Here is a 20962-nt window from a genome sequence, read left to right as displayed (position 1 = left end):
TCGATGGGTCAAAAGGTTAATCCAATTGGTCTTCGTGTCGGCGTTATCCGTGACTGGGAATCTCGTTGGTTCGCAGAGAAAGATTATGCTACATTATTACATGAAGACATCAAAATCCGTGAGTACATTACTGTACGCTTAAAAGATTCTGCTGTTGCTAAAGTAGAAATCGAACGTGCAGCAAATCGTGTAAATGTTACAATTCACACTGCAAAACCTGGTATGGTAATTGGTAAAGGTGGTACTGAAGTTGAAGCACTTCGTAAAGCACTTAACCAATTAACAGGCAAGCGTGTACACATCAACATTTTAGAAGTTAAGAGAGCTGATCTTAACGCTAAATTAGTAGGCGAAAACATCGCTCGTCAATTAGAAAACCGTGTATCATTCCGTCGTGCACAAAAGCAAGTTATTCAACGTGCTATGCGTGCAGGTGCTAAAGGTATTAAAACACAGGTTTCTGGTCGTCTTGGCGGAGCTGATATCGCTCGTGCAGAATCTTACAGTGAAGGAACTGTTCCACTTCATACACTTCGCGCTGATATTGACTATGCAGCAGTTGAAGCTGATACAACATACGGTAAATTAGGCGTAAAAGTATGGATCTACCGTGGAGAAGTCCTTCCTACAAAAAAGAAAGCTTCTGAGGAAGGAGGAAAATAATATGTTAATGCCAAAACGCGTAAAATATCGTAGAGAGCATCGTGGTAAAATGCGTGGTCGTGCAAAAGGTGGAACTGAAATTGCTTTCGGTGAATTCGGTTTACAAGCACAAGCTGCTTCATGGATTACAAACCGTCAAATCGAAGCTGCTCGTCGTGCAATGACTCGTTACATGAAACGTGGCGGTAAAGTATGGATTAAAATTTTCCCTTCTAAACCTTACACTGCAAAACCTCTAGAAGTACGTATGGGTTCCGGTAAAGGGGCACCAGAAGGCTGGGTAGCAGTAGTAAAACCTGGGAAAATTATGTTCGAAATCGCGGGTGTATCTGAAGAGGTAGCACGCGAAGCATTACGTCTTGCAGCTCACAAGTTACCTGTGAAATGTAAATTCGTAAAACGTGAAGAAAATGGTGGTGAATCTAATGAAAACTAATGATATTCGTGAATTAACCACTGCCGAAATCGAAACAAAAGTTAAAGCTTTAAAGGAAGAATTGTTCAATCTTCGCTTCCAACTTGCTACAGGACAATTAGAGAATCCAACTCGCATTCGTGAAGTGCGTAAAGCAATTGCTCGTATGAAAACTGTAGTTCGTGAAAGAGAGATCGGAATTAATCGATAAATTGAGGGGAGGTTTGCATAGTGAGCGAACGTAACCAACGCAAAGTTTATACTGGTCGTGTTGTGTCTGACAAAATGGACAAAACGATTACAGTTTTAGTTGAAACTTACAAAACTCATTCCTTGTACGGAAAACGTGTTAAGTATTCTAAGAAGTACAAAGCCCATGATGAGCAAAACCAAGCGAAACTTGGCGATATCGTTAAAATCATGGAAACTCGCCCGCTTTCTGCTACTAAGCGTTTCCGTTTAGTTGAAATCGTTGAAGAAGCGGTTATTATCTAAATAGACGAATCGGAATTTTTAGTCCGAAGGGAGGTTTCATAACATGATCCAACAAGAATCTCGTTTGAAAGTTGCTGACAACTCTGGTGCACGTGAACTTTTAACAATTAAAGTATTAGGCGGCTCTGGTCGTAAATATGCTAACATTGGTGACATTATCGTTGCTACGGTAAAACAAGCAACACCAGGTGGCGTTGTTAAAAAAGGTGACGTTGTTAAAGCAGTAGTGGTACGTACGAAGAGCGGAGCTCGTCGTCCGGACGGTTCTTATATCAAATTTGATGAAAACGCAGCGGTTATCATCAAAGACGATAAGAGCCCACGTGGTACTCGTATCTTCGGACCAGTAGCTCGTGAATTACGTGATAGCAACTTCATGAAGATCGTTTCTTTAGCTCCAGAAGTTCTATAATTTAAGGTATTGCCTTGCTAAGGAGGTGCAGAATTAAGATGCATGTAAAAAAAGGTGATAAAGTACAGGTAATCACTGGAAAAGACAAAGGAAAACAAGGCGTTATCCTTGTGGCTTTCCCAAAGCAAAACCGTGTTATCGTTGAGGGTGTTAACATCGTTAAAAAACACTCTAAGCCATCTCAATTAAATCCACAAGGTGGAATTATTACTAAAGAAGCACCTATTCACGTTTCTAACGTTATGGTTTTAGATCCGAAAACAGGTGAACCTACTCGTGTAGGCTTCAAAGTAGAAGATGGTAAAAAAGTTCGTATTGCAAAAAAATCTGGTGAATTATTAGATAAATAATTTTCTTAAGAAAGGAGGTCACTTCATTGAATCGCCTTAAAGAGAAGTTCCAAAAGGAAATTACTCCTGCTCTAGTGAGCAAGTTTAACTATAAATCTGTGATGGAAGTACCGAAAATCGAAAAGATCGTAATCAACACTGGTGTTGGTGACGCGGTATCTAACTCAAAAGCTTTAGACAATGCAGTAGAAGAATTAACACAAATCGCAGGTCAAAAACCTGTTGTAACTCGTGCTAAAAAATCAATCGCTGGTTTCCGTCTTCGTGAAGGTATGCCAATCGGTGCGAAAGTAACTTTACGCGGCGAGCAAATGTATGAGTTCTTCGACAAATTAGTATCAGTTTCTTTACCACGTGTACGTGATTTCCGTGGTGTTTCTAAGAAATCATTCGATGGTCGTGGGAACTACACATTAGGTGTTAAAGAGCAACTTATCTTCCCTGAGATCGATTATGATAAAGTAAGCAAAGTCCGCGGTATGGACATCGTAATCGTTACTACAGCGAAAACTGATGAAGAAGCTCGTGAACTTTTAACACAATTCGGTATGCCATTCCAAAAATAATGGAAGCCAACGCTAAGTAGAGGAGGCGAAAACGTGGCTAAAAAATCTATGATAGCGAAACAAAAGCGTACTCCTAAGTTTAAAGTACAAGAGTATACACGTTGCGAACGCTGCGGTCGTCCGCATTCTGTATACCGCAAATTTAAGCTTTGCCGTATTTGTTTCCGTGAACTTGCATATAAAGGTCAAATTCCTGGTGTTAAAAAAGCTAGTTGGTAAAACCCACAAATGGGAAGGAGGTAAAACACATGGTGATGACAGATCCAATTGCAGACATGCTTACTCGCATCCGTAATGCGAACATGGTACGTCATGAGAAATTAGAGGTTCCTGCTTCTAAAATCAAAAAAGAGATCGCTGAACTTTTAAAACGTGAAGGTTTCATTCGTGATGTAGAATACATCGAGGATAACAAACAAGGTATCCTTCGTATTTTCCTGAAATATGGTGCAAACAATGAACGTGTAATCACTGGATTAAAACGTATCAGTAAACCTGGCTTACGCGTTTACGCTAAAGCTGATGAAGTACCACGTGTACTTAACGGATTAGGTATCGCTCTTGTTTCTACATCTAAGGGAGTAATGACAGACAAAGACGCTCGTCAATTACAAACTGGTGGAGAAGTAGTAGCATACGTTTGGTAATATATATTTAAAACGAACGGAGGTGTGACCACATGTCTCGTATTGGTAAAAAGATTCTTGAAATCCCTGCAGGTGTTACTATTACAATTGCAGAAGACAATACTGTAACAGTAAAAGGCCCTAAAGGTGAATTAACTCGTAAATTCAATGCTGATATGTCTATCAAAATTGAAGAAAATACACTAACAGTTGAGCGTCCATCTGAACAGAAGGAACACCGTGCATTACACGGTACAACTCGTGCTTTAATCGGAAACATGGTTGAAGGTGTAACTGCAGGTTTCGCACGCGGACTTGAATTAGTCGGTGTTGGTTACCGTGCTCAAAAACAAGGAGATAAACTTGTTTTAAGCGTAGGTTATTCTCATCCAGTAGAAATGACTCCGGAAGCAGGTCTTGAAGTTGAAGTACCTGTACCAACTAAAATCGTAATCAAAGGTATCGACAAGCAACGTGTTGGCGAATTTGCTGCTAACATCCGTGCTGTACGTGCTCCTGAGCCTTATAAAGGTAAAGGTATTCGTTACGAAGGCGAAGTTGTTCGTCGTAAAGAAGGTAAAACTGCTAAGTAAACCCGTTAGGTGAGAGAAAGGAGTGACAAGAATGATCACTAAAGCTGATAAAAATGCGACTCGTAAGAAAAGACATGCACGTGTACGTGCTAAACTTACTGGTACTGCAGAACGTCCACGTTTAAACGTGTTCCGTTCTAACCAACATATTTACGCTCAAGTTATTGATGATGTAAATGGTGTAACGTTAGTAAGTGCATCTACTCTTGATAAAGACCTTGCTCTTAACGGTACTAGCAATACTGAAGCTGCTACGAAAGTAGGAGAATCAGTTGCTAAGCGTGCTGTAGAGAAAGGCGTTAAAGAAGTAGTATTCGATCGCGGTGGTTACTTATACCATGGCCGTGTTAAAGCTCTAGCTGAGGCTGCTCGTGAGGCTGGATTACAATTTTAATGGTCAAAGGAGGGAAAATTGATGCATCGCATTGACCCAAGTAAATTAGAACTTGAAGAACGTGTAGTTACGATAAATCGTGTCGCGAAAGTTGTTAAGGGTGGTCGTCGTTTCCGCTTTGCTGCACTAGTTGTAGTTGGCGATAAAAACGGTCATGTTGGATTCGGTACTGGTAAAGCACAAGAGGTACCAGACGCAATCCGCAAAGCTATCGAAGACGCTAAGAAAAACTTAATCGCTGTACCATTAGTTGGTACAACAATTCCACACACAATCAACGGTCATTTTGGAGCTGGTGAAGTATTCTTAAAACCTGCTGCTGAAGGTACTGGTGTTATTGCTGGTGGACCTGTTCGTGCGGTACTTGAATTAGCTGGTGTACAAGATATTCTTTCGAAATCTCTTGGTTCTAACACACCAATCAACATGATTCGCGCTACTGTGAACGGATTAAGCGAACTTAAGCGCGCTGAAGATGTTGCAAAATTACGCGGTAAATCTGTAGAAGAGCTACTAGGTTAAGGAGGGAAAACAAATGGCGAAAAAGTTAGAAATTACCCTCACTCGTAGTGTAATTGGTCGTCCACAAGATCAACGTGCGACGGTAGAAGCTTTAGGTCTTAAAAAGTTGAATTCAACTGTAGTTAAGGAAGAAACTCCTGCTATTCTTGGTATGATCAACAAAGTTTCTCACCTTATAACTGTAAAAGAAGCTTAAGGATAACTCATTAATATAAGGAGGTGCCTGGGAATGAAACTTCATGAATTAAAACCTGCAGAAGGTTCTCGTAAAGTACGTAACCGTGTCGGTCGTGGTATCGGTTCTGGTAACGGTAAAACTGCTGGTAAAGGTCATAAAGGACAAAACGCACGTTCTGGTGGCGGTGTTCGTCTTGGCTTCGAAGGTGGTCAAACTCCATTATTCCGTCGTTTACCAAAACGCGGCTTCACAAACATTAACCGTAAAGAGTTTACTATTGTAAACTTATCAACGTTAAATCGTTTTGAAGATGGTACAGAAGTAACACCTGAATTATTGCTGGAAACTGGCGTTATCAGCAAGTTAAACGACGGTGTTAAAATTCTTGCAAGCGGCGCAGTAGAGAAAAAATTAACTGTTAAAGCGCACAAGTTCTCTTCAAGTGCTAAAGAAGCAATTGAAGCAGCTGGCGGATCAGTTGAGGTGATCTAATGTTTCGTACAATCTCCAACTTTATGCGCGTTGCTGAGATAAGACGTAAAATATTATTCACTTTAGCGATGTTAATCGTATTCAGGATTGGCACGTTTATCCCAGTGCCATTTACAAATGGAGACGTACTGAAAGCACAAGATCAATTAAATGCCTTAGGTATCCTAAATACATTTGGCGGTGGCGCCTTGAAAAACTTCTCCATCTTTGCGATGGGAATCATGCCGTATATTACAGCATCCATCATCGTGCAATTATTGCAGATGGATGTTGTTCCTAAATTTTCGGAATGGTCGAAGCAAGGTGAAATGGGCCGTCGTAAACTAACGCAATTCACGCGTTATTTTACAATTGTTCTTGCGTTTATTCAGGGGTTTGGTATGTCAATCGGTTTTAACGGTATGGTAGGTGGGCAATTAATTTTGAATCCTGGTTGGAGCACTTATTTATACATTGCTACGGTACTGACTGCTGGTACTGCATTTTTAATGTGGTTAGGTGAACAGATTACAGCTAAAGGTGTAGGTAATGGTATTTCCATCCTTATCTTTGGCGGTATTGCCGCAGCGATCCCAAGTGTTATATCTCAAGTGTATCAACAACAGTTTCAAAATATCGGAGATCAATTGTTCATGAGTATCGTTAAAGTTGCATTGATCTTACTAGCTGTGCTAGCGGTTATTGTTGGTGTTATTTTCATTCAACAGGCTGTTAGAAAGATCCCAATTCAATATGCGAAGCGTGTAACAGGAGGGAATGGGAATCATGCTGGAGCACAAAACACACATTTACCGCTTAAGGTAAATAGTGCGGGTGTTATTCCAGTCATTTTTGCTGTTTCATTCTTAATTACGCCTCCAACTATTGCACAGTTCTTCCCGAATCATGATGTATCGCAGTGGATCATTGCAAACTTTAACTATTCTCACCCAGTGGGAATGATCATATATGTTGCGCTCATTGTAGCCTTCACATATTTCTATGCGTTTGTTCAGGTTAATCCAGAGCAAATGTCAGAGAATCTAAACAAACAAGGTGGATATGTTCCAGGTATTCGTCCGGGTAAGAATACGGAACAATATCTAACAAAAATCTTGTATCGTTTGACCTTTGTAGGATCAATTTTCCTAGCAGCGATTGCAATCTTACCAGTTATCTTTACGAAATTGGGAAATCTTCCTCCATCTGCACAGATTGGTGGAACGAGTATGTTAATCGTTGTCGGCGTTGCTTTAGAAACAATGAAGCAGCTAGAAAGCCAACTGGTAAAACGCCATTACAAAGGGTTTATCAAGCAATGAGTAAGTGGGAAGAATCGTCTTCCCTACATGCTCATGTACTCTGAGGGGGAACAAGGATGAACTTAATTTTAATGGGGCTTCCTGGTGCTGGTAAAGGTACACAAGCCGAACAGATTGTTGCCAAGTATAACATCCCTCACATTTCAACAGGAGATATGTTCCGTGCAGCTATGAAGGCTGAAACTGAAATGGGTCTACAAGCAAAATCTTTTATTGATAAAGGTGCACTTGTTCCAGATGAAGTTACAATCGGAATCGTTCGTGAACGTTTAAGTCAGGAAGACTGCGTAAGAGGTTTCTTACTAGACGGTTTCCCACGAACTGTTGCACAAGCATCAGCTCTTGAAGAGATTATGAAAGATCTTGGTAAAAAAATCGACTATGTTTTAAACATTAATGTGGATTCAGGGTTGTTATTAACACGCCTTACAGGCCGTCGCATTTGTAAAGAGTGCGGTGCGACTTACCACTTAGAATTCAATCCGCCAGCAAAAGCTGATGTGTGCGATAAATGTGGTGGCGAATTATATCAACGCTCTGATGACAATGAAGAAACTGTGGCAAATCGTTTAGAGGTAAATATTAAGCAAACAAAACCTTTGCTTGATTTCTACGAAGAGCTTGGTTACTTACAAAGCATTAATGGTGAGCAAGATATCAATAAAGTATTTGCTGATATCGATGTTCTCATCGGAGGCTTAGCGTAATGATCATCTGCAAAACTCCTCGCGAGATAGAAATCATGCGAGAAGCTGGCAGGATCGTTGCTTTAACTCATCAAGAGTTGAAACAGCATATTACTCCAGGAATTACAACGAAAGAGCTCGATCAAATAGCGGAAAAGACGATTCGAAAATATGGTGCTACGCCATCTTTTAAAGGATACAACGGATTTCCGGGGAGCATATGTGCTTCTGTAAATGAAGAGCTTGTACACGGAATTCCAGGGAAGCGCAAGCTCGAAGAGGGCGATATCATCAGTATCGATATTGGTGCGAAATACAATGGGTACCATGGAGATTCTGCATGGACGTATCCAGTTGGAAACATTTCTGAATCTGTTCAAAAGCTACTTGATGTCACAGAAAAATCGTTGTATCTTGGTCTAGAACAAGTAAAACCAGGCGAAAGATTATCAAATATCTCACATGCGGTTCAAACCCATGCTGAAGAGAATGGGTTCTCGATCGTTAGGGAGTATGTTGGTCACGGAATCGGGCAAGACTTACATGAGGACCCTCAAATCCCGCACTATGGTCCACCAAATAGAGGCCCTAGATTAAAGCCGGGAATGGTCATCTGTGTTGAGCCGATGGTGAATCAAGGAAGACGATATGTAAAAACACTATCTGATGACTGGACAGTGGTAACGGTAGATGGTAAATGGTGTGCACACTTTGAGCACACGATTGCTCTTACAGAAGCAGGATACGAAATCCTTACCACTTTATAAGTAGCTGGCTCTCCGGGATTTCAGAGCAGTGTAAAATGTTACTGATTTGAAGAAGGGAGAACTATTGAATGGCTAAAGATGATGTAATTGAAGTCGAAGGTACCGTTCTTGAAACGTTGCCAAATGCTATGTTCAAAGTAGAATTAGAGAATGGGCATGTCGTATTGGCTCACGTTTCTGGTAAAATCCGTATGAACTTCATTCGTATTTTACCAGGAGACAAAGTTACGGTAGAATTATCTCCGTACGATTTAAATCGTGGTCGTATTACGTACCGTTTTAAATAATATAGCACTCCGTAATCTTTAAGGAGGTTCGAGACATGAAAGTAAGACCGTCAGTTAAACCAATCTGCGAAAAATGTAAAGTTATTCGTAGACGTGGAAAAGTAATGGTTATTTGTGAAAACCCTAAACATAAACAAAAACAAGGTTAATCAGAAGGAGGTGCATTCAGAATGGCACGTATCGCAGGTGTAGATATTCCTCGAGACAAACGCGTTGTTATTTCTTTAACTTACGTATTCGGCATTGGTCGCACAACTGCTGAAAAAATTCTAACTGAAGCTGGTATTTCTTCAGAAACACGAGTTCGTGATTTAACGGAAGACGAACTAGGACGTATCCGTGATATCATCGATCGTATTAAAGTTGAGGGAGACCTTCGTCGTGAAGTATCTCTTAACATTAAACGTCTAATGGAGATCGGTTCTTACCGTGGTCTTCGTCACCGTCGTGGTTTACCAGTTCGTGGTCAAAACTCTAAAAACAATGCTCGTACACGTAAAGGTCCACGTCGTACAGTAGCAAATAAAAAGAAATAATAAGTAAAGGAGGTTGAACTAACAATGGCACGTAAAACAAACACTCGTAAAAAACGTGTGAAAAAGAATATTGAAGCTGGTATAGCTCATATTCGTTCTACTTTCAACAACACAATCGTAACACTTACAGATACTCATGGTAACGCACTTTCTTGGTCTAGTGCTGGTGCACTTGGTTTCCGTGGATCTCGTAAGTCTACTCCATTCGCTGCGCAAATGGCTGCTGAAGCTGCTGCTAAAGTTGCAATGGAGCACGGTTTAAAAACTTTAGAGGTTACTGTTAAAGGTCCTGGTGCTGGTCGTGAAGCTGCAATTCGTGCTCTTCAAGCTGCAGGTCTAGAAGTAACAGCAATTAGAGATGTTACTCCAGTTCCTCATAATGGATGTCGTCCACCAAAACGTCGTCGTGTGTAATTTTTCTGTATAGAATTTTCCCTTTTGTCTATAATGGATATGATGCATTATCGAGAAATTTCGTACAGAAACATCGCTTGTTGTGCACAATCGGGAACTGCCTAAGGGGGACTTTCGGTTAGACAGGGGGTATCCCTTTGTTTAACCGGGGTTTCGACGTTTTGAAGGAGGGTTTAGTTAATGATTGAAATCGAAAAGCCGAAAATCGAAACGGTTGAACTTAACGAAGATGCTAAATATGGTAAATTCGTAATTGAACCGCTTGAGCGTGGATATGGTACTACTTTGGGTAACTCCTTACGTCGTATTCTTTTATCCTCACTCCCTGGTGCCGCTGTTACTGCTATCCAAATCGATGGCGTATTACATGAATTTTCAACAGTTGAGGGCGTAGTAGAAGACGTTACGACGATCATCTTAAACTTGAAAAAGTTAGCTCTTAAAATCTACTCTGAAGAAGAGAAGACGTTGGAAATTGATGTGCAGGGCGAAGGTATTGTCACAGCTGCTGATATTACTCATGATAGTGATGTAGAAATCTTAAATCCAGATTTACACATTGCAACGTTAGCAAAAAATGCGCATTTCCGCATGCGTTTAACTGCAAAGCGTGGCCGTGGGTATACGCCAGCTGATGCAAATAAAAGCGAAGATCAACCAATAGGAGTAATTCCTATTGATTCTATTTATACTCCAGTATCACGTGTGACTTACCAAGTGGAAAAGACACGTGTCGGACAAGTGGCTAATTATGATAAGCTTACGCTTGATGTATGGACGGATGGAAGCATCGGGCCAAAAGAAGCTATCTCTTTAGGTGCCAAAATCTTAACTGAGCATTTAAATATCTTTGTTGGTTTAACTGATGAAGCACAAAATGCTGAGATTATGGTCGAGAAGGAAGAAGATCAAAAAGAGAAAGTTCTTGAGATGACTATCGAAGAACTAGATCTTTCTGTTCGTTCTTATAATTGCCTAAAACGTGCAGGAATTAATACTGTACAAGAGCTTGCGAACAAAACAGAAGAAGATATGATGAAAGTTCGTAACTTAGGACGTAAATCCTTAGAAGAAGTTAAACATAAACTTGAGGAATTAGGTTTAGGTTTACGTAAAGACGACTGAGGATTTAAACCCATCAACAAAGGAGGGAACTACGAATGGCATACAGAAAATTAGGCCGTACAAGTGCGCAACGTAAAGCTATGTTACGTGATTTAGCTACTGATTTAATTATCAACGAGCGCATCCAAACGACAGAAACTCGTGCAAAAGAACTTCGTTCTGTAGTGGAAAAAATGATCACTTTAGGTAAACGCGGAGATCTTCACGCTCGTCGTCAAGCAGCAGCTTTCATTCGCAATGAAGTAGCTAACGCTGAGACTGGTCAAGATGCACTTCAAAAATTATTCGCTGATGTAGCTCCACGCTATGCTGAGCGCCAAGGCGGATACACTCGTATTGCAAAAATTGGTCCACGTCGCGGAGACGCAGCACCAATGGTAATTATCGAGTTAGTATAATGATAATTAAAAGGGCAGGACAGTTCTTTTCAAGAAACTGGTCATGGCCCTTTTTTTTAAATATAAAAATAGGCTAACTTGGCGAAGGAAAGGGTGCCTTGTATTGAAAAAAGAGAAACTTCGGACAGAAAATATATCATTTCAATATCCTGGGGCAGCCACTTATGCATTAAAAGATGTTTCATTTTCCTTGTATGAGGGAGAATGGGTATCTGTTATTGGACAAAACGGTTCAGGGAAGTCTACACTTGCAAAATTATTGAATGGTTTGTTTTTGCCGGAAACAGGGACTATTACAGTAAATGATACAATGGTTTTATCTGAGGAAACGGTATGGGATGTTCGAAAACAAATTGGTATGGTATTTCAAAATCCAGATAATCAATTTGTTGGAACGACAGTGCAAGACGACGTTGTCTTTGGCTTAGAGAATATCGGAATGCCAAGAGAGAAAATGGTAGAAAGATTAGATCAGGCCCTCAAACTTGTCCGTATGGAAGATTTTCTTAATGATGAACCTCATTCGTTATCTGGTGGGCAAAAGCAGCGAGTGGCAATAGCAGGCGTTTTAGCACTTCAGCCATCTATTTTGATATTAGATGAAGCAACGTCAATGCTAGATCCTCAAGGGAGACGTGAAGTAGTAGAAACGGTTAGACAACTTGTTAATCAAAAAGGTATTACCGTGTTATCAATTACGCACGATTTAGAAGAAGCGGCACAATCAGACCGTGTCATTATTTTAAATAAGGGAGAAATATTAGAGGAAGGGACTCCAAAGCAAATCTTCAAGTCCTCTCATATGCTCCAAGAAATTGGATTAGATGTACCCTTTTCAGTGAAAATAGCAGAATTATTAAAAAGAAATGAAATTCTCTTGCAAAATACGCATCTTACAATGGAAAGCTTGGTGAACGAACTTTGGAGATTACATTCCAAAAAGTAGAACATCGTTATCAATATAAAACTCCATTTGAAAGACGCGCACTTTATGATGTAGACGTGTCGTTTCCAAGTGGGGGCTATTATGCCATTATCGGTCATACTGGTTCAGGTAAGTCGACGATGATTCAACATTTAAATGGTTTATTGCAGCCGACGAATGGCACAGTTCAAATTGGTGAACATTTCATTTCGGCAGGAAAGAAAGAAAAAAAGCTAAAGCCACTACGTAAAAAGGTAGGGGTTGTCTTTCAATTCCCAGAACATCAGTTGTTTGAAGAGACTGTGGAGAAAGATATTTGTTTCGGCCCTACTAATTTTGGGGTATCTGTAGAAGAAGCGAAGCAAAAGGCAAGAGAGGCAATTGAACTTGTAGGGTTAGAGCCGGAACTGTTAACACGTTCACCGTTTGAGTTAAGTGGTGGGCAAATGAGGCGTGTTGCGATAGCGGGTGTATTAGCGATGGAACCCGAAGTGCTTGTATTAGATGAACCTACAGCAGGACTAGATCCAAAAGGGCAGAATGAACTTATGGAGATGTTTTATAAGCTGCATAAGGAAAAAGGTCTTACAGTTATCCTAGTAACACATAATATGGAGGATGCTGCTAAGTATGCGGAGCAGATTGTAGTCATGCATAAAGGAACGGTCTTTTTGCAAGGAAGTGCAGAGGAAGTATTTTCACATGCTGATGAACTAGAGAAAATTGGCGTGGATCTTCCTATGTCTTTAAAGTATAAACGTGCAATTGAAGAGAAGTTTGGCATTTCAATCCCAAAGGCTACCTTATCTTTAGAGGATCTTACTCATGAAGTTGTGCAGGTGTTACGAAAAGGTGGTCATGAATCATGCAGCAGTTGATTATTGGAAGATATATTCCAGGGAAGTCTCTTATTCATCAACTCGACCCACGTACGAAGCTGCTGATTGTCTTTTTATATGTATTTGTTGTTTTCTTAGCAAATAATGCGATTTCATATGGATTTTTATTTTTATATGCACTCATTGCTTTATTTTTTGCAAAAGTGCCGATTCGTTATGTACTTTCGGGCTTAAAACCAATTCTATGGATTTTTCTTTTTACATTTTTCCTGCATATTTTTACAAATAAAGAAGGGGAAGTACTATTCCAGCTTGGTTGGTTTTCGATACATGAAAAAGGATTAGAGCAAGGGATATACATTTCTATACGATTCTTCGTTATTATTTTAATGACGACATTATTAACGTTAACGACGACACCTATTGAGATTACAGATGGTTTGGAGACGTTATTAAAGCCGTTGAAACGTATAAAAGTTCCTGTTCATGAAATCGCATTAATGATGTCAATTTCTCTTCGTTTTATTCCGACATTAATGGATGAAACGAGTAAAATAATGAAGGCACAAGCTTCACGTGGTATTGATTTCGCAGGAGGACCGATAAAAGATAGGATGAAAGCTATTATCTCACTACTCGTTCCTCTATTTATCAGTGCTTTTAAGCGTGCTGAGGACTTAGCGATTGCTATGGAAGCACGTGGGTATCAAAATGGCGAAGGACGTACTAAATTTAGGCAACTACGCTGGAAAACAAGCGATACAGTAACGATTATAAGCTTACTTTGTTTAGCTTGTATTTTGGCATGGGTGCGATCGTAATGGAGAATAGAGAAATGGATAGAATAAAATGTACGGTTGCATATGATGGCATGCATTTTTGTGGTTATCAAATTCAGCCGCAGCATCGTACTGTTCAACAAGAGATTGAGAAAGCTTTGCAGAAATTGCATAAAGGAGAACTTGTTCGTGTTCAGGCATCGGGCAGAACGGATTCTACCGTTCACGCCAAAGGACAAGTCATACACTTTGATACACCGTTGTCTCTTGAAGAGTGGCAATGGAGTAATGCATTAAACACAATGTTGCCAGATGATATTGTTATCAGACAGGTAGAGAAAAAAACAGAAGAATTTCATGCGCGTTACGGTGTCGAGAGAAAAGAATATCGTTATCGTGTATTATTATCAAAGACTGCGGATGTATTCCGTAGAAATTACGTATATCAATATCCATATCCGCTCGAAATAAGCTCTATAAGAAAAGCGATTCCTTATTTTATTGGAACGCATGATTTCACTTCTTTTTGTTCGGCAAAAACTGACAAAAAAGATAAAGTGCGAACGATTTATGAAATTGAGTTAATTGAGCAAGGCGATGAATTAATTTTTCGTTTTGTAGGTAATGGATTTTTATATAATATGGTCAGAATTATTGTTGGTACGTTACTGAGCGTAGGGCAAGGAAAGCTTGATCCTGATAGCATTCCAGAGATTTTAGCGAAACAAAATCGTCAGTTTGCTGGAAAGATGGCTCCAGGTCATGGACTTTACTTATGGCAGGTAAACTATAACAACTAATCCTGGTGTAACATTTGCTTGACATTAGAAACTCAAAAGTATATCATAACATATGGTATTGTTTCTAAAACCACGATTAGCCCCGGAAGGAAATCGTGTTTAAGATAAACAATAGATTTTTTCTATGGAAAAGATAACGAGGAGGGAAACACATGCGTACGACTTTTATGGCAAAAGCTAACGAAGTTGAGCGTAAATGGTATGTGGTTGATGCTGAAGGTCAAACTTTAGGTCGCCTATCTACTGAAGTAGCATCTATTTTACGCGGTAAAAACAAACCTACATTTACACCACACGTTGACACGGGTGATCATGTAATTATTATTAACGCTGAGAAAATTCATTTAACAGGTAATAAATTAAACGATAAAATTTACTACCGTCACACTAACCACCCAGGTGGACTTAAGCAAAGAACAGCTCTAGAAATGCGTACAAACTACCCTGTACAAATGTTAGAGCTTGCAATTAAAGGGATGCTTCCAAAAGGACGTTTAGGACGTCAAGTATCTAAGAAATTAAACGTGTATGCTGGAGCAGAGCATCCACACCAAGCACAAAAACCAGAAGTTTACGAACTTCGCGGATAATCAATTAAAGGAGGGCTTACTTTGGCACAGGTTCAATACTATGGCACTGGACGTCGTAAGAGTTCAGTAGCGCGCGTACGCCTAGTTCCAGGCGAAGGACGCGTTATCATTAACGGTCGTGATTTTGAAAACTATATCCCATTTGCTGCATTACGTGAAGTAGTGAAACAACCTCTAGTTGCAACAGAAACTTTAGGTAACTACGATGTACTTGTAAACGTAAATGGTGGTGGATACACTGGTCAAGCTGGTGCTATTCGTCACGGTATTTCTCGCGCTTTATTAAAAGCTGATCCAGAATACCGTCTAACACTAAAACGTGCAGGTCTATTAACTCGTGACGCACGTATGAAAGAGCGTAAAAAATACGGTCTTAAAGGCGCACGTCGTGCACCTCAGTTCTCAAAACGTTAATTTTTGCGAACTACAAACCCCAACCATTTTGGTTGGGGTTTTTTTATGTTTTATTCCTCTTTTGTAATTTTGTAGTTTGGAATATTTTAGTGCTATTCTCTCGCGTATGCTTCTTCTTTAGAAGTTTAGACTAATACGTATTAGGGAGGTTTATAAGTACTATGAATGTCATTGTCAGCTTACAAGAAAAACAAAAAGAAAAGCAGTTGAAATATGAACGGAAGATGCTGCGAGAATTATCATTAAAAACATTACGTTCAAATATTAGGGATGCCTTTCAGATGCAGGAACTTCATCGTCAGTATGAAGATTACTGTATTGAATTAGGGATAGAGTCGTATTTATTAGGAGCGAGATACAGTAAGTTTGGTTATTATGGTGAATCATTCTTTGATGTGAAATATAGAGCCTTAGAAGAAGAGCAACAATTAACGGAAACATTATTCCAATTTTTAACGAGCATGACTATGCGGGAAATTAAGTTACAAGATGAGGAATTACTTTTTGAATCTTGTCAGCAGTTTATTGGCTTATGGTGGCAAGAAGGATATGAAAAAGGTGAAAGAAGATATCGATTAAAGCTTCATTAAGACAAGCATAAACTTTCCTCTTGTCCCATATAAGTAATTAGAGGGACTAGCTGGAGGAGGAAAGGTATGAAGAGAATTCGAATTATCTCTTTTGCACTCGCTGCGGTTGTTTTGTTTTTTTTAGTCAAACAAGAATTTCAAATTACAAAATCGTGGCGAGCTTGGAATTTACCCTTATCAGGGAAAGTGATTGTATTAGATGCTGGGCATGGTGGGCCAGACGGAGGGGCTGTTGGTGGAAAAGATATTATAGAAAAAGATATTACGCTTGAGATTACAAAGAAGGTACAAGATTATTTACAAGAACAAGGTGCACTAGTTATTTTAACACGTGAGGGAGATTATGATTTAGCTCAGAAAGATACAAAATCATATAGTAGACGTAAAGCAGAGGATTTAAAAAAGCGTGTAGAGATTATTAATAAACCTGATGTAGACTTTTTTGCGAGCATTCATTTAAATGCTTTAACTAGCAGTGGATCGAAAGGCGCACAAACGTTCTACTACCGTTCTTCGGTTGAAAATGAACGTGCTGCGAAATTTATACAAGCTGAATTGAGAACGAGTTTAGAGAATACGAATCGTTCTGCTAAAACAATTTCTCATGTGTATTTATTAAAGTATGCGAAAACACCAGGTGCTCTAATTGAAGCTGGCTTTTTATCGAATGTAAACGAAAGGTATATGTTAAATTCGGAGAAATATCAGCAAAAGGTAGCGGCTGCAGTATATCGTGGTATATTACGTTATTTCACGGAAAAAGGAAATCCTCCAGAATAAGGAGGATTTTTTGAGTTTCTCTCGTTAACGAAGTTTTCCGAAAATATGTTATACTGGAAATGTAAACGCATTTATTTCAAAAATAAAGAGAGATAAATTTAATTAACATTACGTTATTTTTCATACAGGGGGCTGGGCTAACTATGGTAACGAAAGAGCAAGTAGTGGAAGCGTTAGAAGGGATTGTAGATCCGTTTTTACATAAAACGTTAAAAGAAACAGGGGCAATTAAAGAGGTAACAGTCAAGCCTGAGAAGGAACATGTAAGTGTTAAAATTGCAATTGTAAAAACCGGTACAGCGGAACAAATGCAATTGCAATCTGGAATTGTAAAGTTAGTAAAAGAACTAGGGGCAGCAACAGTAGGGCTTCGCTTTGCGGAATTTACAGAAGAGGAATTAGCTCAGTTTGCACCGGAACAGGAAGAAGAGCAAACTGAATCTTTATTGTCGCCAAATTCAAAAACGACATTTTTAGCAGTAGCGAGTGGAAAAGGTGGAGTCGGAAAATCAACAGTTTCTGTTAACCTTGCTATTGCTCTAGCTCGTCTAGGTAAAAAGGTCGGTATCATTGATGCCGATATTTATGGTTTTAGCGTACCGGATATGATGGGGATAGAAAAACGTCCTGTTGTAAGAGGGGATAAAATTATTCCAGTGGAGCGTCTAGGTGTAAAGGTAATCTCAATGGGATTCTTTGTAGAGGATAACGCACCGGTTATTTGGAGAGGACCTATGCTTGGGAAAATGTTAAATCACTTCTTCACAGAAGTAGAATGGGGCGATTTAGACTATTTAGTTTTAGATTTACCACCGGGCACAGGTGATGTTGCGCTAGACTTGCATTCGATGTTGCCGGCTTGTAAAGAGATTATTGTAACAACGCCACATCCAACAGCGGCATTTGTAGCAGCGCGTGCTGGAGCTATGGCTTTACGTACAGAACATAGCATTCTTGGCGTTGTTGAAAATATGGCGTATTTTGAAAGTAAAACAACTGGTGAAAAAGAATATGTGTTTGGAAGAGGTGGAGGAGATAAATTGGCTGCAGAACTTCAAACAGAAGTACTTGGCCGAATCCCGCTTCAACAACCTGATTGGAATAAAGAAGACTTTGCGCCGTCAGTATACGAAGATACACATACGACAGGCCTTATTTATCGCACGATAGCTGAGACAGTGATTGATAAAATAGCTGTTGCGCAAAAATAAAATAATAACGAGTGGACAATACATATATTGTCCACTCATTATTATAATCATTATTTTTACTGCTGTTCCTTTTTACCGTCTTGGGAACCACCTTCACCGCCAGCTTCCTTTTTATCAGATCCACTTTTTTCGGCTTTTTCTACACCTTTACTAATAATGTCAATCATCTTAGCTTGGAAGAGTGGGCTTTCAGCAGTTTCTGTTAATACTTGTTGTAAATATTGACGGTATTCTTTGCTCTTCATCGTTTGTAAAATCATTTTTTCTACTTCTGGGTTTTTCATAATTTCTATAACGCCAGCTTGGTATTCAGGGTCTTTTAGTAATGTTTTCATTAAGGTTGTTTGTTCTTTCCCCATACTTTTAGCGAACTTTGATGAGAACTCAGGGTCTTTAAAGAGCTTCTCCCAAAATTGTTGCCCTTTGTCGGATACCATTGCATCTTCAATCGTTTTCTTTACTACTGTTTCATCTAGTATGAGTGCTTGTTTCATTTTTTCATCAGTTAATACATCTTGAATAGCCTTCTTACCTTGATCGGTTTTTAAAATATCAACAATCATTTTCTTTGTTTGATCGTAATCAAGTTCGGACTTTGCTTCTTTTTCTTGTGCACATGCTACAAGTACAAGAAATAGAAAAGAAGAAGTCAAAACGAGCAGCATCCGTTTCATAAGTTGGAACTCCTTTCAGCACAGTTCTCTCTTTTTAATATAAATATCTTTAAGGAATTTATACATGAACATGGCTAGCTTTTTGAAATTGTCATTGATACAATTTAATTAGAAATATAAGGATAATGGGGGATGTGTTGTGAATAGCCGCAAGTGGGTACAACTATTTTTTACGACGTTGTTTCTTGGTGGGATTAGCACGGTCATTATTGGGTTTGTTTTGGAGTGGGACAAGTACGCTAAATTTTTTCAAAATTTAGACGGAAAGGAGATTTTAGCAGTTTCCTTCTGGTTGATGGGTGTAGGATTTATTTTTAGTGTTATAAGTCAAATGGGGTTCTTTGCCTATTTAACAATCCATCGTTTTGGACTGGGGATGTTCAGGTCACCTTCTTTATGGAATGCAGTCCAGCTCTTCTTTATTGCATTCGTTTTATTTGATTTCGTGTACTTAAGATCCGTATTGATTGCAAATGGGGAAGTTTCGTTAGGGAATAACATACTTGTTGCTGGTGTGTTATTTGTGTTTGGGGCGATTGTTGCTTACATAAAAAGTAAAGAAACAAATAGAAAGGCATTTGTGCCCGCTTTGTTCTTTATGGTTGTTGTAACAATTCTTGAGTGGGTACCAGCGCTTCGTATTAATGATACAGATTGGTTGTATTTAATGGTGATACCACTTTTATTATGTAATGCATATCAGTTACTTATATTACATCGTTTAATTGGAAAGACGAGTAAGTCGGCTTAAGTAAGAGAGGTTTTGGGTTTTTATACAGAGGGTAGTTGTACGAATGCAAATATCGGGATGAAAAAAGCTCTATTACCTTAATGATAGGTAGTAGAGCTTTTTATGTGTGAAGGCACGAGGGAAAAGAATTACCTTACATCTTCACTTTTTGTACTTGTGTTAGAAATAAGTTGTGATACCGATATTTGCTCATATCCGTCACTCTTTAATTTTTGCAGAAGCAGTGGTAAAGCTTTATTTGTTTGGAGGGCAGAATCAGATGCATGTAATAAGACGATATCTCCACCTTTTAAATTAGTAGAGACATTGGAAACGATATTGTTTACACCTGGGTTTTTCCAGTCGTTTGAGTTATTACTCCAATGGACGATGGTGTATCCGAGTGATTCTGCTATTTTAAGTGTTGCTTTGTTAAAGTCTCCACTAGGTGGACGTAATAGTTTGACTTGTTTCACACCGAGTTTTGTAAAAACATCTTGTGCTCGTAAAAGATCTCTTCGTATTTCATTTGTCTCTAGAGAAGTGTAGGACGTGTAATTATAACCCATACTACCGATTTCATGTCCATCTTTTATGATGCGTTCAATAACATCAGGGTGTCTTTCTGCCCATGCAGCAGAAAGGAAGAAGGTTGCATTCTTAATGTCTCTTTCTTTAAGTGTATCAAGGATTGGAATTGCTTTTTTGTCTCCCCAACTAATATCAAACGTGAATGCAACTTGTTTTTTAGAGGTGTCTCCTTTGTAAATAACTTTAGGTCCTGTCGCAGTTGAAAAAGCAGATTCATGTGAATATGTTTTCAAAAAGAGAAGCCATGCTGTAAATAAGGAAAGTATCACTATTAAGCTAATGTGTTTAAAAGCTCGTTTACTCGTAATAAAAAAGAAAAACATAATATTACGCCCCTTTGTCCAATCCTTTTCAGTTACATATATGCTTTATATATTAAAAAGAGAACAAAGGATTAATATCGTAAGCAGTGGATATAATGAATGATAGGATTTTGATAAGGGAAAATGAGCGGAACGTTTATTGCTTTGTAAGAAATGATTGAGGTGATGATTTGCTTGGGTTTATGTTAACGAAAGAAGAGAAAAAAGAAATGGAATACATATTGAAGAGAGAGTTAGAAGAACTTTTATTTGATTTTGAAGATGAACGTATTCATGACGTTGTAAAAAAGGCGATGGAAGAAAGATATAAAATCATTTTTTGTTTGTTTCGAAGAGTCGCTAATGCAGAAGAATGTATGCGTTATGTAAGGAAAAGAACTTTTTATTAAAAAGTGTTGACGTTAATGGTTATTATATGATAAATTAATAACCGTCGCTGATGCAGAAACGCAGAAAACGACAAAAAAGAAATTGAAAAACTTAGTTGACATCGAAA

At 38.9% G+C, this 20962-nt stretch carries 36 protein-coding genes; 34 read left to right on the top strand and 2 right to left on the bottom strand.

Going from position 1 to position 20962, the window contains the following annotated elements; translation table 11 throughout:
* Positions 1–3 precede the first annotated feature (3 nt).
* The 32 genes from rpsC to ILS93_RS27390 all read left to right on the top strand — a co-directional run bounded on the left by rpsC (position 4) and on the right by ILS93_RS27390 (position 18148).
* Positions 4–663, top strand: coding sequence for a 30S ribosomal protein S3 (gene rpsC / locus ILS93_RS27545; RefSeq protein ID WP_000529958.1), 660 nt, complete (start codon positions 4–6; stop codon positions 661–663).
* A 1-nt stretch (position 664) separates the two neighbouring features.
* Positions 665–1099 (top strand): 50S ribosomal protein L16, encoded by a 435-nt coding sequence (gene rplP, locus ILS93_RS27540; RefSeq protein ID WP_000928969.1) that lies wholly within the window; start codon positions 665–667, stop codon positions 1097–1099.
* The gene (gene rpmC / locus ILS93_RS27535; RefSeq protein WP_000855718.1) at positions 1089–1289 is read left to right on the top strand and encodes a 50S ribosomal protein L29; all 201 of its coding nucleotides are present in this window, start codon (positions 1089–1091) and stop codon (positions 1287–1289) included. The genes rplP and rpmC overlap by 11 nt, the downstream gene beginning before the upstream one ends.
* A 20-nt stretch (positions 1290–1309) precedes the next feature.
* Positions 1310–1573, top strand: coding sequence for a 30S ribosomal protein S17 (rpsQ, locus tag ILS93_RS27530; RefSeq protein ID WP_000004106.1), 264 nt, complete (start codon positions 1310–1312; stop codon positions 1571–1573).
* A 43-nt stretch (positions 1574–1616) separates the two neighbouring features.
* Positions 1617–1985, top strand: a complete 369-nt coding sequence (rplN, locus tag ILS93_RS27525; protein ID WP_000615912.1) for a 50S ribosomal protein L14 — start codon at positions 1617–1619, stop codon at positions 1983–1985.
* 38 nt (positions 1986–2023) lie between these two features.
* A complete protein-coding gene (gene rplX, locus ILS93_RS27520) occupies positions 2024–2335 on the top strand; it encodes a 50S ribosomal protein L24 (RefSeq protein WP_000558201.1) in 312 nt (103 codons plus the stop codon).
* Between the two features lie 26 nt (positions 2336–2361).
* The gene (gene rplE, locus ILS93_RS27515) at positions 2362–2901 is read left to right on the top strand and encodes a 50S ribosomal protein L5 (RefSeq protein ID WP_001080829.1); all 540 of its coding nucleotides are present in this window, start codon (positions 2362–2364) and stop codon (positions 2899–2901) included.
* A gap of 33 nt (positions 2902–2934) precedes the next feature.
* Positions 2935–3120, top strand: coding sequence for a 30S ribosomal protein S14 (rpsN, locus tag ILS93_RS27510; protein ID WP_001085700.1), 186 nt, complete (start codon positions 2935–2937; stop codon positions 3118–3120).
* A gap of 29 nt (positions 3121–3149) precedes the next feature.
* The gene (rpsH, locus tag ILS93_RS27505) at positions 3150–3548 is read left to right on the top strand and encodes a 30S ribosomal protein S8 (RefSeq protein WP_000245511.1); all 399 of its coding nucleotides are present in this window, start codon (positions 3150–3152) and stop codon (positions 3546–3548) included.
* A 32-nt stretch (positions 3549–3580) separates the two neighbouring features.
* Positions 3581–4120, top strand: coding sequence for a 50S ribosomal protein L6 (gene rplF, locus ILS93_RS27500; RefSeq protein WP_064475101.1), 540 nt, complete (start codon positions 3581–3583; stop codon positions 4118–4120).
* Between the two features lie 31 nt (positions 4121–4151).
* Positions 4152–4514 (top strand): 50S ribosomal protein L18, encoded by a 363-nt coding sequence (rplR, locus tag ILS93_RS27495; protein ID WP_000628818.1) that lies wholly within the window; start codon positions 4152–4154, stop codon positions 4512–4514.
* Between the two features lie 21 nt (positions 4515–4535).
* Positions 4536–5036 carry a 30S ribosomal protein S5 gene (rpsE, locus tag ILS93_RS27490; RefSeq protein ID WP_000554646.1) on the top strand — a complete coding sequence of 167 codons (501 nt, stop codon included), beginning with the start codon at positions 4536–4538 and terminating at the stop codon, positions 5034–5036.
* A gap of 13 nt (positions 5037–5049) precedes the next feature.
* Entirely contained in the window at positions 5050–5232 is a 183-nt protein-coding gene (gene rpmD, locus ILS93_RS27485) for a 50S ribosomal protein L30 (RefSeq protein WP_001085231.1), read from the top strand.
* 33 nt (positions 5233–5265) lie between these two features.
* A complete protein-coding gene (gene rplO, locus ILS93_RS27480; protein ID WP_000766083.1) occupies positions 5266–5706 on the top strand; it encodes a 50S ribosomal protein L15 in 441 nt (146 codons plus the stop codon).
* The gene (gene secY, locus ILS93_RS27475) at positions 5706–7007 is read left to right on the top strand and encodes a preprotein translocase subunit SecY (RefSeq protein ID WP_000490119.1); all 1302 of its coding nucleotides are present in this window, start codon (positions 5706–5708) and stop codon (positions 7005–7007) included. The genes rplO and secY overlap by 1 nt, the downstream gene beginning before the upstream one ends.
* Before the next feature lie 56 nt (positions 7008–7063).
* A complete protein-coding gene (locus ILS93_RS27470) occupies positions 7064–7714 on the top strand; it encodes an adenylate kinase (RefSeq protein WP_064475102.1) in 651 nt (216 codons plus the stop codon).
* A complete protein-coding gene (gene map, locus ILS93_RS27465) occupies positions 7714–8460 on the top strand; it encodes a type I methionyl aminopeptidase (protein ID WP_000582542.1) in 747 nt (248 codons plus the stop codon). Before ILS93_RS27470 ends, map begins: the two co-directional genes overlap by 1 nt.
* Before the next feature lie 68 nt (positions 8461–8528).
* Positions 8529–8747, top strand: a complete 219-nt coding sequence (gene infA / locus ILS93_RS27460; RefSeq protein WP_001029884.1) for a translation initiation factor IF-1 — start codon at positions 8529–8531, stop codon at positions 8745–8747.
* A 35-nt stretch (positions 8748–8782) separates the two neighbouring features.
* Entirely contained in the window at positions 8783–8896 is a 114-nt protein-coding gene (gene rpmJ, locus ILS93_RS27455; protein ID WP_000868344.1) for a 50S ribosomal protein L36, read from the top strand.
* A 21-nt stretch (positions 8897–8917) separates the two neighbouring features.
* Complete coding sequence (gene rpsM / locus ILS93_RS27450) at positions 8918–9283, top strand: 30S ribosomal protein S13 (RefSeq protein ID WP_000090790.1); 366 nt, start codon at positions 8918–8920, stop codon at positions 9281–9283.
* Positions 9284–9307: 24 nt separating this feature from the next.
* A complete protein-coding gene (gene rpsK, locus ILS93_RS27445; protein WP_000101797.1) occupies positions 9308–9697 on the top strand; it encodes a 30S ribosomal protein S11 in 390 nt (129 codons plus the stop codon).
* A 180-nt stretch (positions 9698–9877) separates the two neighbouring features.
* Positions 9878–10822, top strand: coding sequence for a DNA-directed RNA polymerase subunit alpha (locus tag ILS93_RS27440; RefSeq protein ID WP_000569644.1), 945 nt, complete (start codon positions 9878–9880; stop codon positions 10820–10822).
* Between the two features lie 35 nt (positions 10823–10857).
* Entirely contained in the window at positions 10858–11220 is a 363-nt protein-coding gene (rplQ, locus tag ILS93_RS27435; RefSeq protein WP_000331490.1) for a 50S ribosomal protein L17, read from the top strand.
* Between the two features lie 103 nt (positions 11221–11323).
* Positions 11324–12166, top strand: coding sequence for an energy-coupling factor ABC transporter ATP-binding protein (locus tag ILS93_RS27430; RefSeq protein WP_064475103.1), 843 nt, complete (start codon positions 11324–11326; stop codon positions 12164–12166).
* Positions 12142–13023: an energy-coupling factor ABC transporter ATP-binding protein gene (locus ILS93_RS27425; protein WP_000406519.1), complete on the top strand. Its 882-nt coding sequence runs from the start codon at positions 12142–12144 to the stop codon at positions 13021–13023. Before ILS93_RS27430 ends, ILS93_RS27425 begins: the two co-directional genes overlap by 25 nt.
* Positions 13011–13805 carry an energy-coupling factor transporter transmembrane component T family protein gene (locus ILS93_RS27420; protein WP_064475104.1) on the top strand — a complete coding sequence of 265 codons (795 nt, stop codon included), beginning with the start codon at positions 13011–13013 and terminating at the stop codon, positions 13803–13805. The genes ILS93_RS27425 and ILS93_RS27420 overlap by 13 nt, the downstream gene beginning before the upstream one ends.
* Positions 13806–13819: 14 nt before the next feature.
* Entirely contained in the window at positions 13820–14563 is a 744-nt protein-coding gene (gene truA, locus ILS93_RS27415) for a tRNA pseudouridine(38-40) synthase TruA (protein ID WP_002096935.1), read from the top strand.
* A gap of 152 nt (positions 14564–14715) precedes the next feature.
* On the top strand, positions 14716–15153 hold the full coding sequence (gene rplM, locus ILS93_RS27410) for a 50S ribosomal protein L13 (protein WP_001260795.1): 438 nt from the start codon (positions 14716–14718) through the stop codon (positions 15151–15153).
* A gap of 21 nt (positions 15154–15174) precedes the next feature.
* The gene (rpsI, locus tag ILS93_RS27405; protein WP_000079986.1) at positions 15175–15567 is read left to right on the top strand and encodes a 30S ribosomal protein S9; all 393 of its coding nucleotides are present in this window, start codon (positions 15175–15177) and stop codon (positions 15565–15567) included.
* Between the two features lie 161 nt (positions 15568–15728).
* Positions 15729–16157, top strand: coding sequence for a YbaK family protein (locus ILS93_RS27400; protein WP_001101006.1), 429 nt, complete (start codon positions 15729–15731; stop codon positions 16155–16157).
* 66 nt (positions 16158–16223) lie between these two features.
* Positions 16224–16937 carry an N-acetylmuramoyl-L-alanine amidase CwlD gene (gene cwlD, locus ILS93_RS27395; protein ID WP_000822446.1) on the top strand — a complete coding sequence of 238 codons (714 nt, stop codon included), beginning with the start codon at positions 16224–16226 and terminating at the stop codon, positions 16935–16937.
* 143 nt (positions 16938–17080) lie between these two features.
* Positions 17081–18148 carry an Mrp/NBP35 family ATP-binding protein gene (locus ILS93_RS27390; RefSeq protein ID WP_064475105.1) on the top strand — a complete coding sequence of 356 codons (1068 nt, stop codon included), beginning with the start codon at positions 17081–17083 and terminating at the stop codon, positions 18146–18148.
* A 56-nt stretch (positions 18149–18204) separates the two neighbouring features.
* Here ILS93_RS27390 and gerD read toward each other — a convergent pair whose 3' ends face one another.
* On the bottom strand, positions 18205–18822 hold the full coding sequence (gene gerD, locus ILS93_RS27385; RefSeq protein ID WP_222661707.1) for a spore germination protein GerD: 618 nt from the start codon (positions 18820–18822) through the stop codon (positions 18205–18207).
* Positions 18823–18961: 139 nt separating this feature from the next.
* On the opposite strand from gerD, the gene kbaA reads away from it, so the two are divergent.
* Complete coding sequence (kbaA, locus tag ILS93_RS27380) at positions 18962–19573, top strand: KinB signaling pathway activation protein KbaA (RefSeq protein ID WP_222661706.1); 612 nt, start codon at positions 18962–18964, stop codon at positions 19571–19573.
* Between the two features lie 128 nt (positions 19574–19701).
* Here kbaA and pdaB read toward each other — a convergent pair whose 3' ends face one another.
* Positions 19702–20466, bottom strand: a complete 765-nt coding sequence (pdaB, locus tag ILS93_RS27375; RefSeq protein ID WP_064475108.1) for a polysaccharide deacetylase family sporulation protein PdaB — start codon at positions 20464–20466, stop codon at positions 19702–19704.
* A gap of 170 nt (positions 20467–20636) precedes the next feature.
* On the opposite strand from pdaB, the gene ILS93_RS27370 reads away from it, so the two are divergent.
* The gene (locus ILS93_RS27370; RefSeq protein WP_000900298.1) at positions 20637–20855 is read left to right on the top strand and encodes a hypothetical protein; all 219 of its coding nucleotides are present in this window, start codon (positions 20637–20639) and stop codon (positions 20853–20855) included.
* Positions 20856–20962: the final 107 nt, after the last annotated feature.

This window comes from Bacillus sp. 16GRE42 (genome assembly GCF_019837435.1).
GTDB classification, from domain to species: Bacteria; Bacillota; Bacilli; order Bacillales; family Bacillaceae_G; genus Bacillus_A; species Bacillus_A wiedmannii.
This window is presented reverse-complemented; position numbering and strand designations above follow the sequence as displayed.

What these genes read in the sequence shown, in the direction of transcription:
- rpsK (WP_000101797.1), top strand. Translation starts at nt 9,308, where the DNA reads ATGGCACGTAAAACAAACACTCGTAAAAAACGTGTGAAAAAGAATATT.
- rpsC (WP_000529958.1), top strand. Translation starts at nt 4, where the DNA reads ATGGGTCAAAAGGTTAATCCAATTGGTCTTCGTGTCGGCGTTATCCGT.
- rplO (WP_000766083.1), top strand. Translation starts at nt 5,266, where the DNA reads ATGAAACTTCATGAATTAAAACCTGCAGAAGGTTCTCGTAAAGTACGT.
- map (WP_000582542.1), top strand. Translation starts at nt 7,714, where the DNA reads ATGATCATCTGCAAAACTCCTCGCGAGATAGAAATCATGCGAGAAGCT.
- rplM (WP_001260795.1), top strand. Translation starts at nt 14,716, where the DNA reads ATGCGTACGACTTTTATGGCAAAAGCTAACGAAGTTGAGCGTAAATGG.
- cwlD (WP_000822446.1), top strand. Translation starts at nt 16,224, where the DNA reads ATGAAGAGAATTCGAATTATCTCTTTTGCACTCGCTGCGGTTGTTTTG.
- secY (WP_000490119.1), top strand. Translation starts at nt 5,706, where the DNA reads ATGTTTCGTACAATCTCCAACTTTATGCGCGTTGCTGAGATAAGACGT.
- pdaB (WP_064475108.1), bottom strand. Translation starts at nt 20,466, where the DNA reads ATGTTTTTCTTTTTTATTACGAGTAAACGAGCTTTTAAACACATTAGC.
- rpmJ (WP_000868344.1), top strand. Translation starts at nt 8,783, where the DNA reads ATGAAAGTAAGACCGTCAGTTAAACCAATCTGCGAAAAATGTAAAGTT.
- infA (WP_001029884.1), top strand. Translation starts at nt 8,529, where the DNA reads ATGGCTAAAGATGATGTAATTGAAGTCGAAGGTACCGTTCTTGAAACG.
- ILS93_RS27390 (WP_064475105.1), top strand. Translation starts at nt 17,081, where the DNA reads ATGGTAACGAAAGAGCAAGTAGTGGAAGCGTTAGAAGGGATTGTAGAT.
- rpmD (WP_001085231.1), top strand. Translation starts at nt 5,050, where the DNA reads ATGGCGAAAAAGTTAGAAATTACCCTCACTCGTAGTGTAATTGGTCGT.
- rpsM (WP_000090790.1), top strand. Translation starts at nt 8,918, where the DNA reads ATGGCACGTATCGCAGGTGTAGATATTCCTCGAGACAAACGCGTTGTT.
- rpsE (WP_000554646.1), top strand. Translation starts at nt 4,536, where the DNA reads ATGCATCGCATTGACCCAAGTAAATTAGAACTTGAAGAACGTGTAGTT.
- gerD (WP_222661707.1), bottom strand. Translation starts at nt 18,822, where the DNA reads ATGAAACGGATGCTGCTCGTTTTGACTTCTTCTTTTCTATTTCTTGTA.
- ILS93_RS27440 (WP_000569644.1), top strand. Translation starts at nt 9,878, where the DNA reads ATGATTGAAATCGAAAAGCCGAAAATCGAAACGGTTGAACTTAACGAA.
- rpsH (WP_000245511.1), top strand. Translation starts at nt 3,150, where the DNA reads ATGGTGATGACAGATCCAATTGCAGACATGCTTACTCGCATCCGTAAT.
- ILS93_RS27420 (WP_064475104.1), top strand. Translation starts at nt 13,011, where the DNA reads ATGCAGCAGTTGATTATTGGAAGATATATTCCAGGGAAGTCTCTTATT.
- rplR (WP_000628818.1), top strand. Translation starts at nt 4,152, where the DNA reads ATGATCACTAAAGCTGATAAAAATGCGACTCGTAAGAAAAGACATGCA.
- ILS93_RS27470 (WP_064475102.1), top strand. Translation starts at nt 7,064, where the DNA reads ATGAACTTAATTTTAATGGGGCTTCCTGGTGCTGGTAAAGGTACACAA.
- rpmC (WP_000855718.1), top strand. Translation starts at nt 1,089, where the DNA reads ATGAAAACTAATGATATTCGTGAATTAACCACTGCCGAAATCGAAACA.
- truA (WP_002096935.1), top strand. Translation starts at nt 13,820, where the DNA reads ATGGATAGAATAAAATGTACGGTTGCATATGATGGCATGCATTTTTGT.
- rplX (WP_000558201.1), top strand. Translation starts at nt 2,024, where the DNA reads ATGCATGTAAAAAAAGGTGATAAAGTACAGGTAATCACTGGAAAAGAC.
- rplN (WP_000615912.1), top strand. Translation starts at nt 1,617, where the DNA reads ATGATCCAACAAGAATCTCGTTTGAAAGTTGCTGACAACTCTGGTGCA.
- rplQ (WP_000331490.1), top strand. Translation starts at nt 10,858, where the DNA reads ATGGCATACAGAAAATTAGGCCGTACAAGTGCGCAACGTAAAGCTATG.
- rplF (WP_064475101.1), top strand. Translation starts at nt 3,581, where the DNA reads ATGTCTCGTATTGGTAAAAAGATTCTTGAAATCCCTGCAGGTGTTACT.
- rplP (WP_000928969.1), top strand. Translation starts at nt 665, where the DNA reads ATGTTAATGCCAAAACGCGTAAAATATCGTAGAGAGCATCGTGGTAAA.
- ILS93_RS27400 (WP_001101006.1), top strand. Translation starts at nt 15,729, where the DNA reads ATGAATGTCATTGTCAGCTTACAAGAAAAACAAAAAGAAAAGCAGTTG.